Below are 12,365 nucleotides of genomic sequence, written 5' to 3' on the forward strand. Positions count from 1 at the left end.
GCGGCCCGCAGGGGACAGACACGATGGCCAATGCCGCCCACGACGCCCACTCCCACGGGCACGACGACCACCACGACCACGCGCCGGGCTTCGTCCAGCGCTGGCTGTTCAGCACGAACCATAAAGACATCGGCACGCTCTACATCGGCTTCGCGATCATCGCGGCCTTCGTCGGCGTCGGCCTGTCCTTCCTGATGCGGCTGGAGCTGCAGAGCCCCGGCCTGCAGATCTTCGCCGACGGGCAGATGTGGAACGCCTACGTATCGGCCCACGGCTTGGTCATGGTGTTCTTCGTCGTCATGCCCGCGCTGATCGGCGGCTTCGGCAACTGGTTCGTGCCGCTGATGATCGGCGCGCCGGACATGGCCTTCCCGCGGCTGAACAACATTTCCTTCTGGCTGATCGTGCCGGCCTTCCTGCTGCTGACGGGCTCTCTGTTCGTTGGCCAAGGCGCGGGCGCGGGCTGGACGATCTACCCGCCGCTGTCGGACGGGCAGTACCATTCGGGTCCCGCGATGGACATGGCGCTCTTCGCGCTGCACCTGGCCGGCGCGTCGTCCATCCTCGGCGCGGCGAACTTCATCACGACGATCTTCAACATGCGCGCGCCGGGCATGACGCTGCACAAGATGCCGCTCTTCGTCTGGGCGATGCTCGTGACGGCCTTCCTGCTGCTGCTGTCCGTCCCCGTCCTCGGCGGCGCGATCACCATGCTGATCACCGACCGGAACTTCGGCACGGCCTTCTTCCGGCCGGAAGGCGGCGGCGACCCCGTGCTGTTCCAGCACCTGTTCTGGTTCTTCGGCCACCCCGAAGTCTACATCATGATCCTGCCGGCCTTCGGGATCGTGTCGCACGTCATCTCGACCTTCTCGAAGAAGCCGGTGTTCGGCTACCTCGGCATGGCCTACGCCATGGTCGCGATCGGCGTCGTTGGCTTCGTCGTCTGGGCCCACCACATGTTCACGTCGGGCATCGACGTGGATACGCGGGCCTACTTCATGGCCGCGACGATGGTCATCGCGGTGCCGACGGGGGTGAAGATCTTCTCCTGGATCGCGACGATGTGGGGCGGGTCCAACGAGTGGAAGACGCCGATGCTCTTCGCGGTCGGCTTCGTCTTCCTCTTCACCGTGGGCGGCGTCACCGGCGTGAAGCTGGCGAATGCGGGCGTCACGATGATCCTGCACAACACCTACTATGTGGTGGCGCACTTCCACTACGTGCTGTCGCTCGGCGCGGTGTTCGGGATCTATGCCGGCTTCTACTACTGGATCGGCAAGATGTCGGGCTACCAGTACAATGAGCGCCTGGGGCAGATCCATTTCTGGATGACCTTCATCGGGGTGAACATCACCTTCTTCCCAATGCACTTCCTTGGCGCACAGGGCATGCCGCGGCGCTACCCAGACTACCCCGACGCATTCGCGGGCTGGAACATGGTGGCCTCGATCGGGTCCTATATCTCCGTCGCGTCCTTCGTGTTCTTCATCTACGTCGTCTACGACACCTTCCGCCGCCGCGCCGTTGCCCAGGCGAATCCGTGGGGGGAGGGCGCGACGACCCTGGAATGGCAGGTGGCTTCGCCCCCGCCCTTCCACACCTTTGAGGAGCTTCCGCGCATCCGTTGATGCGCGGGGGGGCGAGGAACGGCCGCGCATCTGTTGAGTGCGCGTGAACCGGGGCGGGTCCCTTTTCTGAAGGGGCGCTGCCGCGGCGGGGAGTGAGATGAGCGACACGACGCAGACCGCCACGGGGGCCTCGGCCCCCGTTACCCGTTCCGGGGAGGATCTTTCGGAGGTCCGCGACTGGATCGCGCTGCTCAAGCCGCGCGTCGTCACCCTCGTCGTGCTCACGGGCATCGTCGGGATGATCGTGGCGCCGGGGCAGTTGAACCCCGTCCTGGCGGTGGTCGCCGTGCTCTGCATCGCCGTCGCAGCGGGCGCCGCGGGCGCCATCAACATGTGGTACGACCGGGACATCGACGCGCGGATGCGCCGTACGGCGCGCCGGCCCATCCCGGCCGGCCGCATCACGCCGGAAGCCGCGCTGTTCTACGGCATCGCGCTGTCCGGCCTGTCCGTCATGCTGATGGGGCTGGCCACGAACTGGGCGGCGGCCGCCTGGCTCGCGGGTTCCATTCTCTTCTACGTCCTGATCTACACAATGTGGCTGAAGCGCCGGACGCCGCAGAACATCGTCATCGGCGGCGCGGCCGGCGCCTTTCCGCCGGTGATCGGCTGGGTCGCCGTGACCGGCGGCGTGGACGTGCTGCCCCTCATCCTCTTCGCGATCGTCTTCTTCTGGACGCCGCCGCATTTCTGGTCGCTGTCGCTCTGGGCCCATGGCGACTACGCGCGCGTCGGCGTACCGATGCTGCCCGTCGTCGCCGGTGCGCGGGAAACTCGGCGCCAGATCATGCTCTACACGATCGTCCTCTTCGTCATCGCCCTGCTGCCCTGGGCGCTGGGCCTGGCGGGCGCGATCTACGGGGTCACGGCGCTGGTCGCCGGGCTTGGCTTCCTGTTCCACGCCTGGCGCGTGCTGCGCGAGGAGCAGGACGAGACGGGCCGCTCCCTTCTCAACGACACGGCGGCGCGCAAGGCCTTCCGGTTCTCCCTGCTCCACCTCGCGGCCCTCTTCGCCGCCCTCGCGGTGGACTACTGGGTCCCGCTGTGAGCGACACCCGCCCCGAGATGAACGCGCCGGAGCTGTCCGCCGAAGAGCGCGCCGAGTTCTATCGCCGGCGGCGGTCCCGCAACATCGCGATGCTCGCCTTCCTCTGCGTGCTCGTCGTGATCTTCTATGCGATCGCCATGGTGAAGGTCAGTTCGGGCGATCCGCCATCCCGCTCGGTGACGGGCGCGCTCGCCGTCCCCACCTCTGGCGTATCATGAGAACGCCTGCCGACCGCGCCCGGATCAGCCGCAAGAACGGCCGCGTGGCCTTTGCCGCCTTCGCAACCGTCGCGGGGATGGTGGGCCTCTCCTTCGCGGCCGTGCCGCTCTACGACATGTTCTGCCGCGCGACGGGCTACAACGGCACCGTCCAGATCCGCAGCGCCGCGGCCCCCGGCGCGACGGAGCGCCAGGTCACCGTCCGCTTCGCCGCGATCATCCACCCCTCCATCCCCTGGCAGTTCGAGGCGGGGCAGGGCCCCATGACCGTCCACCTCGGGGAACAGGGCGTCGCGTTCTACCGCGCCGCCAACCCCACCGCCGGCCCGGTGGAGGGCACGGCCACCTACAACGTCACGCCCGAAGTCGTCGGCCGCTACTTCCACAAGGTCGCCTGCTTCTGCTTCGAGGCGCAGACGCTCGAGCCCGGCCAGAGCGCCGAAATGCCCGTCATGTTCTGGGTGGATCCGAAGATGGCGGAGGACCCGAATACCCGGGACATCCGCACGATCACGCTGAGCTACACCTTCTTCCGCACCCTCGCCGACGCCGAGCGCGCCGGGGCGCTGGCGAGCGCCGGGCCGCATGTCGGGCGTGCCGTGAGGTAGCGGCCCCGCCGCGGGTCCTGCCGATCGCCTCGCCGGGGCGGACGGAGGCCCGTCGGTGCCGGCCCGCCCTACTCCGCCGGGCGTGGGCCGGGGAGGGGCATTTCGCGGCCGGCCTGCGAGCCGGCGCCGGCCATGGGGATGCCGTGCATCTCCGACCGCAGCCGGACGGGATCCAGTTCCCCCTCCCACCGCGAGACGGCGAGGCAGGCGACGCCGTTGCCGATGAGGTTCGTCAGCGCCCGCACCTCGCTCATGAACTTGTCGATGCCGACGAGCACCGCGAGCGCCGCGATCGGGATGTCCGGCAGGACGGAGAGCGTCGCCGCCAGAGTCACGAAGCCCGCGCCCGTGACGCCGGAGGCACCCTTCGACGTCAGCATCGCCACCAGCAGGATCGTCAGCTCCTGCCCCAGCGTCAGGTGCGTGTTCGTCGCGTAGGCGAGGAACATCGTCGCCAGCGTCATGTAGATGTTCGTGCCGTCGAGGTTGAACGAATACCCGAGCGGCACGGTGATCCCGACGACCTTCGGCGAGGCGCCGAGCGCCTCCATCTTCCGCATGAGCTGCGGCAGGACGGATTCAGAGGAGGAAGTGCCGAGGACGATCAGCAATTCCTCGCGGATGTAGGCGATGAAGCGGAAGATCGAGAAGCCGCACCACCGCGCGATGGCGCCGAGCACGACGATCACGAAGACCAGCGCCGTCAGGTAGAAGGTCGCGACCAGCTCGCCGAGCCGCAGCAGTGACCCGACGCCGTAGGCGCCGATCGTGAAGGCCATCGCGCCGAAGGCGCCGACGGGGGCCGCCTTCACGATGATGGCGACGACGCCGAAGAAGACCCGCCCGATCGTGTCCACCGCATGTGCCGCGGGTTCCCGCAGCCGGTCGGGCATGGCGTTGATGGCGAAGCCCGTCAGCACCGCGATGAACAGGACCTGGAGCAGGGCGCCGTTGGCGAAGGCACCGACGAAGGTGTCGGGGATGATCCCCAGCAGGTGCGAGACGATTGAATCATTCGCTGCGCGTTGCGCGTAGGACTGCACGGCGCCCGCGTTCATCTGCGACGGGTCGATGTTGAAGCCCGACCCGGTCTGGAACACCTTGGCAACGATCAGCCCGAGGACGAGGGCAAAGGTCGAGACGACCTCGAAGTACACCAGCGCCTTGATGCCGACGCGCCCCACGCTCTTCGCGTCGCGGACCGAGGCGATGCCGTGCACGATCGTGATGAAGACGATCGGCGCGATGACCATCTTGATGAGCTTGACGAAGCCGTCTCCCAGCGGCCGCATCGCCGCGCCGAAGCTTGGCCAGACCGCGCCCACGAACACGCCGAGCACGATGGCGATGAGGACCTGGACGTAGAGGAGCGAGAGGGCGCGGCGGAGCATGGGACGTTCCCGGATGCCGCCGGCAAGGCGCCGAGGCGGCGCGTTCCACACCAGCGCTTGGCGCCGGCCCAGAGTTGCCGACGCGGGTCAGCTCAGCAAGCGCGGATTGAGCCGTGTCAGGGGCGGCCGGAGGATTTCATCCCGGGTGGCGCTCCCGTCCGCGCGGAGTCGCCCTGAGCGACGACCTCCGTGCGGCGCGTCTCAGGCCGCGGGCGCGGCGTCGTAGCGGATGGCGCCCGGCGCCTCCGGCCTGGCCCCGCCGGGCGTCACGCCGTTCACGACCGCGCCGTTCAGCGGCGCGCCGCGCTCAAAGGGGGCGTTCGCGTCCGCACCGTTCAGCATCTCCCCCTCCGTCGGCCCGCGCAGGATGGGTGCGGCGGGATTGCCGGGCGGAGCGACGATGCCCGACCCTTCCATCCGCGCACGCCCCGGGCGACGCTGCAGGGACCAGTTGGGCTGCATCCGCACCTCCGGGTTGGGCACGGTCCAGCAGGCGCCGTCGGCGTCCAGGAACACGACCCACATCAGGTGCGTCTCCGGGCCGTAGTCGATGAGGAAATGCGCCAGGCCGGCACCGCGGACCGTGTCCATCGGCAGCGGGGGATCGAGTTGCAGGATCATGCGGCGGGAACGGAGCCGTCTCCGCCCTGGTTGCCGATGCGGCCCCGAAATTCTTGCGGATGCAGGACGGGTCGCCAGCCCTGGGACGGCGTCGCACCCATGGCACGACCGTCGCGACGCGTACCGCCCTGGCGGCACGTGTCACCGCGGCCGTAGCCTAGGGGCGGATGTCTCGAGGACCCGCCGTGCTTCGTCTGACCCGCTTCCTCCCCCTTCTCGTTCTCGCGGTGCCCGCGGACGCCGACGAGTTGCCGGTGCGTGCCGTCACCCTCTCCAACGCCGGCCTGGTCCAGGTCGAGCGGAGCGGACCGTTGGCGCCCGCCGCCGCCGTCACCCTCCGTGTTCCGACCGAAGACGTGGACGACGTGCTGAAGAGCCTCCTCGTCCGCGACCCCGCCGGCGTCGTGGAGGGGGTGCGCCTCCCCGCCCGCGACCTGGCCGCCGAGGCCTTCCGCGGCCTGCCGCTGCGCCCGGAGGACTTCGCGGGCCGCACCGCCCTCCTGTCCGCCCTGCGCGGGCAGGCGGTGGAGGCGGGTGGCGTCGCCGGCCGCCTGGCGGATGCCGAGGACGTCGAGGTGCGGGAGGGCGGCGCCACCGCCACCGCGACCCGCCTGACCCTCGTCACCGAATCCGGCCTCCGCACGATCACCCTGCGCGAGGGCGACGACGTCCGCCTGACCGACCCGGACCTTGCGGCCCGCGTCCGCCGCGCGGCCGAGGCGCTGGCCGCCAACCGCGCCGCTGATTCCCGCGTGGTCGAACTCCGCCTCCGCGGGGCGGCGGCCGCGCGGGAGGTGACGGTCGCGACCGTCACGGCCGCGCCGGTCTGGAAGCCGTCCTGGCGCCTCCTCGTCCCGCCCGGCGACGGCCCGGCCCGCCTGCAGGGGTGGGCCGTGGTCGAGAACCGCTCGGGCGCCGACTGGGACGGGGTGCGGCTCGCGCTCGTCTCCGGCAACCCGGCGGCCTTCCACCAGCCCCTCTACACCCCAATCACAGTCAGCCGCCCCGAACTGCCGGTGCGCGTGGCGGAGGGCGTGACGGTCCGCCCGGACACGGGTGCCCTGCCGCCCCCGCCCGCCCCGCCGCCGATGGTCGCGATGGCCGCACCCACCATGGCGCCCGCCGCGCCGACGCGCGGCCGGGCCGTGGTGGGCGGCTTGGTGCAGGAAGCGGAGCCGCGCTTCGCCGATACCGTCGCGGCCCTGCCGCCCGCGCTGTCCGCCAGCGCCGCAGGGCGCGTCGCCTTCACCTTGCCAACGCCGGTGACGGTGCGCGCGGGGAGACTGCGAACCTCCCCTTCCTCGACGCCGCGCTGCCGGCGGAGCGGCTATGGTGGGTGCAGGACCTCTCGGCCCGCAACCCGCTCTCGGCCGTGCGGGTCCGGAACACCAGCGGCGCGACCCTGCCGGACGGCCTCGCCACCCTCTTCGGGACCGAGGGCGCGGAAGCCGGCGGCTACCTCGGCGACGCGGAGATCCGCGCGGTCGCCCCGGACGAGGCCCGCATCCTCGCCTTCGCGCGCGACCGCGACGTGCGCCTCTCCTCCGCGACGTCGTCGTCCGAGCGCCCGATCGGGGTCGAACTGCGGCGGGGCGTCGTGGCCGTCCGCGCCATCCGGTCGGAGGAAGCGGCGCTCGCCGTCGATTCTCGCGGCGCCGCCGGGGGCGGCCGCGGTGCCCGGATGATCGTGGACCTCGCCCGGCGGCCCGGCATGACGCCTCGCTTCCTCGTCGCGGCCGAGGGCGATTTCGGCCTGCGCCACGAGGCGACGCTGGAGGCCGGCCAGACCACCCTCCGCTTCGCCTGGGAACGCGAGGCGCGGGTGGATATGCCGGTCTGGGACGCAGGCCTCGGCGATCCGATCCTGCTGCGCTGGCGCGAGATGGACGTGGAGGCCAGCCTGCGCCGGCTTCCCGGCGGCCCCGGCACGCTGGAGAACCTGCGCACCATCCTGGACCGCCTGCCCGCCAACGCCCCGGGCCGCGACGCTCTGGCCGATCTGGTGACCCGCCTGACCGACCTCCGCCGCCTGCTGGACGAGGCGCGCGGCGCCATCCGCACCTATCGCGGCGCCGAGGCCACCCTGTCCCGCGCCCGCACCGCTGCCGAGGACCGCACCGGGCCGGAACGGGAGGAGGCGCGCCGCCGCCTGAACGCGGCCAGCCTGGCGGCGGAGCGGGCGGGCGCGGCGGCGGATGCGGCGTGGGACTCGTGGGCGCGGGCGGCCGGGGAGCTGATCGGGCGGATGGGGTGAGCCTGGCCCCGGAGGAAGGACTGCCTTCCCCCGGACCCCCTTCCATGGAATGCCGTTGATGGGCGGGATGGTGTTCACGCGGCGCAAGCGCGCGTGGGCATCATCCCTCCCATCAACGGCATCTCTCCCAAAGATCGAGGTCCAGGAGACGAGCCTCCTGGCGGGCGGGAGGTTTGGAGGCAGGGCAAAGCCCTCCCTCCAAGGCCGCCTCATCCTCAACCGAACCCGAACAGCGCCCCGCGGATCAGCAACGCGACCACCCCCACGGCCGCTACCCCGCCGAGCCACAACCCGACGAACCACAGCAGTCTCCGCCCCACCTCAGTGGTACCCGCTGTCGGGCGTCACCTTCGCGCGGAACAGCCAGTACACGTAGCCGGTGTAGCCGAGGATCACGGGGATCAGCACCGCCGCCCCCACCAGCAGGAAGGCTTGCGACGACGGCGGCGCCGCGGCTTCCCAAAGGTCGAGCGCCGGCGGCACGATCATTGGGTACATCGAGATACCGAGTCCGAGATAGGATAGCAGGAACAGCCCGAGCGCGAGGAGGAAGGGCCGCGCATCCGCCAGTCCCCCGCGTCCCGTATCCGCCGCCAGCGCCCGGAAGAACGCCACGGCGATCACGACGACGAGGATCGGCACCGGCGCTCCGATCAGAAGGTGCGGGAAGCGGAACCACCGCGCCGCGAATTCCGGCTGCAGGAAGGGCATGGTCGCGGAGACCGCGGCGATGGCGACGAGGGTCGCGATCGCGAAGCCCCGCGCGTAGCCCGCCGCGCGCCGGTGCAGGTCACCCTCTGTCTTCCACATGAGCCAGCAGGAGCCGAGGAGCCCGTAGCCCACGATCAGCGCGCCCGCCGTCAGGACCGAGAAGGGCGTCAGCCAGTCCCACCACCCCCCGGCATAGGACCGCCCCTCGACCCGGATCCCCTGCACGAAGGCGCCGAGCGCGATGCCCTGCGCCAGCGTCGCCGCGATGGAGCCCCAGGAGAAAGACCGGTCCCAGAAGCGCTGCTGCCGCGGTGATTCGGCGCGGAACCGCATCTCGAAGGCGACGCCGCGGAAGACCAGTCCCAGCAGCATGATCGTCAGCGGCATGTAGAGCGCGGGCAGGACGATCGCGTAGGCCAGCGGAAACACCGCCAGCAGTCCGCCGCCGCCGAGCACGAGCCAGGTCTCGTTCCCGTCCCAGACCGGTGCGACCGTGTTCACCGCAACGTCGCGGTCGTGCTTGCCGCGCAGGACCGGGAAGAGGATGCCGATCCCCAGGTCGAACCCGTCCATGACGACGTAGAGGAAGACCGCCGTCGCGATCAGCACGCCCCAGATGAAGGGCAGCCACCACGCCCAGCCCGTCAGGTGTTCCACGGCTGCTACTCCGCCGGGGCCGGCTGCGGGCCGGGCGAGGTCCCGGCCTGCATGGAAGGCGCGGGCGTGATCCCCGCGCTGCGGATCGGCTGGCCCTGCGGCGGCGCTTCCTCATGCGGCTTCGGCGTCTGGGAGAAGAGGCGGAAGAGGTACCAGACGCCTGCCCCGAAGACGACGAAGTACACGATGACGAAGATCGCGAGGGACGTCGCGACCGCCGGCATCGCGATCGGGGACACGCTGTCGGCGGTGCGCAGCATCCCGTACACCGTGAAGGGCTGCCGCCCCGCCTCCGTCGTGATCCAGCCCGCGGTGACGGCGGTCAGCCCCGCTGGTCCCATCGCGATCGCGGCGCGCAGCAGCCAGGGCGTGTCGTAGAGCCGCCCGCGGACGCGCATCACCAGCCCGGCCAGGCCGAGCGTCACCATCAGCATCCCCAGTCCGACCATGACGCGGAAGGACCAGAAGACGAGGGGGATGTTCGTGGGCCACTGTTCCCGCGGGATGTCGTTCAGGCCGCGCACCTCCCCGTCCCAGGAATGGGTCAGGTAGAGGCTCGCGAGGTTCGGGATCGCGACGCGCAGGTCCACGCGCCCGGCCTCCGGGTTCGGGATGCCGAAGAGGATGGCGGCCGCGCCCCGTTCCGTGTCGAAGTGCCCCTCCATCGCCGCGAGCTTCGCGGGCTGGTGATGGAAGGTGTTGACCCCGTGCAGGTCGCCGAGCACGACCTGCAAGGGCGCCACGATCGCCAGCATCCACATGGCCATGGAGAACATCAGCCGCGCGCGGGGGTTCGGCCCGCGCTCGTCGTGCTTCGCACCCCGTTCATCCGCCGCGCTGCCAGGCTCGGGCCGCGCCGCTTCCACGCCGCCGGTCTCCGCCGCCGTCTCCGGCCCGTGCACGACGACGCGCCGCCCCTGGACCGAGGGATCGCGCCGCGGTGGTGCGCCCTGGCGTTCCCGCAACAGGTGCCAGGCGCCGACGGCGCCCACGATCAGCGCCGTCGTCAGGTAGGCGCCGGTGACGGTATGCGCGAGGCGATAGGGGAAGGACGGGTTGAAGACGATCGCCCACCAGTCATCCGGCAGGAACCGCCCCGTCGCGTCCCGCACGTATCCCGCCGGCGTCTGCATCCAGGAGTTCACGGACAGGATCCAGAACGCCGACATCGCGGTGCCGACGGCCACCAGCGCCGTCGCCGCCATGTGCAGCGCCGGCCCCACGCGGTTCAGCCCGAACAGCATGACGCCGAGGAAACCGGCTTCCAGGAAGAAGGCCGTCAGCACCTCGTATCCCATCAGCGGCCCGATCACGGGCCCTGCGAGATCGGAGAAGCGCGACCAGTTCGTGCCGAACTGGTAGGACATGACGATGCCCGACACGACGCCCATCGCGAAGGTCACGGCGAAGACCTTCAGCCAGTAGCGGTAGGTGTCGAGGTAGACCGCGTCCTTCTTCCACAGCCACAGCGCCTCGAGCACCGCGAGGTACGACGCAAGGCCGATCGTGAAGGCCGGGAAGAGGAAGTGCCAGACCACGACGAAGGCGAACTGGAAGCGCGAGAGGTCGAGCGCGGAGGGCAGCAGGGCGTCGAGCATGTTCGGTGGGATCCCCACCCGGTCAGGTGGCGATCCTAGCCCGGAACGTCAGCGCACGTGCAAGCGATCCGTGCGTCACGCGCCTTTCACGACGCGCCCTTCACGACGCGCCCGCGCTCCACCTCGAGCCGCGCGACGCCGACGACGCGGCGCAGGTCGCCGGCGATGCGGTTCGCCGTGTCCTCGTCTGCCTCGACGGCGATTTCCGTCCGCAGCATCGGGCCGAGCCGCCGCGCGCGGAACAGGTCCGGCGTCAGGTCGCGCTTGGCGAGGAATTGCAACATGCGCGGCAGCAGGCCGGGCGAGGGCTCGGCGAGCAGCACGTAGCGCATGGCGTAACGTCGCTCCCCCGCTTCGGCGGAGCAGACGGCAGGCGAGAGCGCGGGAACGGGGGACGCGGCATCGAACATGGACGGACCTGGGACGAAAGGGCGGGCGGGGCGGGGACTGTTCCGGTCGCCATCCCCGCCGCCACGGGGTCAGCCCCGCGCGACGGTCAGGCGACCGGGCTGGTAATTCGCCGCATTCGCCCGAAGGCGGTCCCGAAGGTCGTCATGGGACGGAGCGTAACGGACATCGTGCGGCCGGTGCAACCGTGCCCGCCGCGCCCACCTCCGCCCCGCGCGCGTTGCAGTCCCGCGCGATGCGAGGATCCTCCCGATGCCCGACCCGAACCGCCGTTCCGTCCTTGCTGCCCTCGCGGCGACTGGCTGCGCGGCCGCGCCGAACGGGGTGACGGCGCAGGGCGTGGGACCGCTGGGTCCACCCGGCGCGCCCGCAGGTGCCTTCCCCGCGCCCGACCGGCCGGTGGCCGAGATCGTCTCCCCGATCTGGGCCACGGAACGCGAGCGCGACGCAGTGGACGAGGTGGGACAGATCGTCCGCGCGCTCGACATCCGTCCCGGGATGACCGTTGCCGACGTCGGCGCGGGCAGTGGCTACCACACCGTCCGCCTCTCGCGGATCGTAGGGCCTGAAGGGCGCGTCATCGCGAACGACGTCATGCCCGACTACCTCGCCGGCCTCGCACGCCGTGTCGCGGAGATGCGGCTGCCGAACGTCGCGCTCACCCTCGGCGAGCCGCACGACCCGCGACTGCCGGAGAACTCCACCGACGTCGCGATCCTCGTGCACATGTACCACGAGATCGCGCAGCCCTACGCATTCCTGCACAACCTGGTCCCCGCGTTGCGGCCCGGCGCGCGCGTCGGCATCGTGGACCTGGACCGCGTGACCTGGCAGCACGGCACGCCGCGCGCGCTGCTGCGCTGCGAGTTGGAGGGGGCTGGCTACCGTTTCATCGGCTTCACCGAACTTCGGGGCAACCTCGGCTACCTCGCGACCTTCTCGGCGCCGAGCGCCGCAGGACGGCCCGCGCCGGACTCGATCCGGCCTTGCCGTGTGCAGGAGGTCCCGCGGGGCCGGCGCTGATCGGGGTGGGTGCGTGGTCGGCGCGGGGTGTCCTGCCGAGGCCGTGCTGGTGGCGCCTGGAAGGGCTTTGCCCTCCCGGACCCTCCCACCAGGGGCGGACGCGCCCCTGGACCGCGATCCCGTTGGAATGTCCCCGTCGGCAGGCCCCGAAGTGGGGGCCTGCCGACGGGGACGTCAAACAGTCCGCGGGGCCCGGG

13 protein-coding genes are annotated in these 12,365 nt (G+C 71.0%); 7 read left to right on the forward strand and 6 right to left on the reverse strand.

Annotation, left to right across the window (positions count from 1 at the left end):
• The first annotated feature begins 23 nt into the window (after positions 1-23).
• The 4 genes from ctaD (at position 24) to ACE7GA_RS11530 (ending at position 3,505) form a co-directional block, all read left to right on the forward strand.
• A complete protein-coding gene (gene ctaD, locus ACE7GA_RS11515; RefSeq protein WP_376099495.1) occupies positions 24-1,631 on the forward strand; it encodes a cytochrome c oxidase subunit I in 1,608 nt (535 codons plus the stop codon).
• A gap of 97 nt (positions 1,632-1,728) precedes the next feature.
• Positions 1,729-2,679 carry a heme o synthase gene (locus ACE7GA_RS11520; RefSeq protein ID WP_376099497.1) on the forward strand — a complete coding sequence of 317 codons (951 nt, stop codon included), beginning with the start codon at positions 1,729-1,731 and terminating at the stop codon, positions 2,677-2,679.
• Positions 2,676-2,897 carry a hypothetical protein gene (locus ACE7GA_RS11525; protein WP_376099499.1) on the forward strand — a complete coding sequence of 74 codons (222 nt, stop codon included), beginning with the start codon at positions 2,676-2,678 and terminating at the stop codon, positions 2,895-2,897. The genes ACE7GA_RS11520 and ACE7GA_RS11525 overlap by 4 nt, the downstream gene beginning before the upstream one ends.
• Positions 2,894-3,505: a cytochrome c oxidase assembly protein gene (locus ACE7GA_RS11530; protein ID WP_376099501.1), complete on the forward strand. Its 612-nt coding sequence runs from the start codon at positions 2,894-2,896 to the stop codon at positions 3,503-3,505. Before ACE7GA_RS11525 ends, ACE7GA_RS11530 begins: the two co-directional genes overlap by 4 nt.
• Positions 3,506-3,573: 68 nt before the next feature.
• Here ACE7GA_RS11530 and ACE7GA_RS11535 read toward each other — a convergent pair whose 3' ends face one another.
• Together ACE7GA_RS11535 and ACE7GA_RS11540 are read right to left on the reverse strand one after the other, a co-directional pair.
• Entirely contained in the window at positions 3,574-4,896 is a 1,323-nt protein-coding gene (locus tag ACE7GA_RS11535) for a dicarboxylate/amino acid:cation symporter (RefSeq protein ID WP_376099503.1), read from the reverse strand.
• 201 nt (positions 4,897-5,097) lie between these two features.
• Positions 5,098-5,517: a hypothetical protein gene (locus ACE7GA_RS11540; protein ID WP_376099505.1), complete on the reverse strand. Its 420-nt coding sequence runs from the start codon at positions 5,515-5,517 to the stop codon at positions 5,098-5,100.
• A gap of 185 nt (positions 5,518-5,702) precedes the next feature.
• On the opposite strand from ACE7GA_RS11540, the gene ACE7GA_RS11545 reads away from it, so the two are divergent.
• Together ACE7GA_RS11545 and ACE7GA_RS11550 are read left to right on the forward strand one after the other, a co-directional pair.
• Positions 5,703-7,202, forward strand: coding sequence for a DUF4139 domain-containing protein (locus tag ACE7GA_RS11545; RefSeq protein WP_376099507.1), 1,500 nt, complete (start codon positions 5,703-5,705; stop codon positions 7,200-7,202).
• A 26-nt stretch (positions 7,203-7,228) separates the two neighbouring features.
• On the forward strand, positions 7,229-7,771 hold the full coding sequence (locus ACE7GA_RS11550; protein ID WP_376099509.1) for a hypothetical protein: 543 nt from the start codon (positions 7,229-7,231) through the stop codon (positions 7,769-7,771).
• A gap of 215 nt (positions 7,772-7,986) precedes the next feature.
• Here ACE7GA_RS11550 and ACE7GA_RS11555 read toward each other — a convergent pair whose 3' ends face one another.
• From ACE7GA_RS11555 to ACE7GA_RS11570, 4 genes are all read right to left on the reverse strand, one after another.
• A complete protein-coding gene (locus tag ACE7GA_RS11555; RefSeq protein WP_376099511.1) occupies positions 7,987-8,091 on the reverse strand; it encodes a DUF2474 family protein in 105 nt (34 codons plus the stop codon).
• A 1-nt stretch (position 8,092) separates the two neighbouring features.
• Positions 8,093-9,130 (reverse strand): cytochrome d ubiquinol oxidase subunit II, encoded by a 1,038-nt coding sequence (gene cydB / locus ACE7GA_RS11560; RefSeq protein WP_376100231.1) that lies wholly within the window; start codon positions 9,128-9,130, stop codon positions 8,093-8,095.
• A 14-nt stretch (positions 9,131-9,144) separates the two neighbouring features.
• Positions 9,145-10,737 (reverse strand): cytochrome ubiquinol oxidase subunit I, encoded by a 1,593-nt coding sequence (locus tag ACE7GA_RS11565; protein WP_376099513.1) that lies wholly within the window; start codon positions 10,735-10,737, stop codon positions 9,145-9,147.
• Between the two features lie 86 nt (positions 10,738-10,823).
• A complete protein-coding gene (locus ACE7GA_RS11570) occupies positions 10,824-11,147 on the reverse strand; it encodes a hypothetical protein (RefSeq protein WP_376099515.1) in 324 nt (107 codons plus the stop codon).
• A gap of 250 nt (positions 11,148-11,397) precedes the next feature.
• On the opposite strand from ACE7GA_RS11570, the gene ACE7GA_RS11575 reads away from it, so the two are divergent.
• Positions 11,398-12,168: a class I SAM-dependent methyltransferase gene (locus ACE7GA_RS11575; RefSeq protein WP_376099517.1), complete on the forward strand. Its 771-nt coding sequence runs from the start codon at positions 11,398-11,400 to the stop codon at positions 12,166-12,168.
• The last annotated feature ends 197 nt before the right edge of the window (positions 12,169-12,365 follow it).

This window comes from Roseomonas sp. CCTCC AB2023176, assembly GCF_042259275.1.
Taxonomy (GTDB): domain Bacteria; phylum Pseudomonadota; class Alphaproteobacteria; order Acetobacterales; family Acetobacteraceae; genus Roseomonas.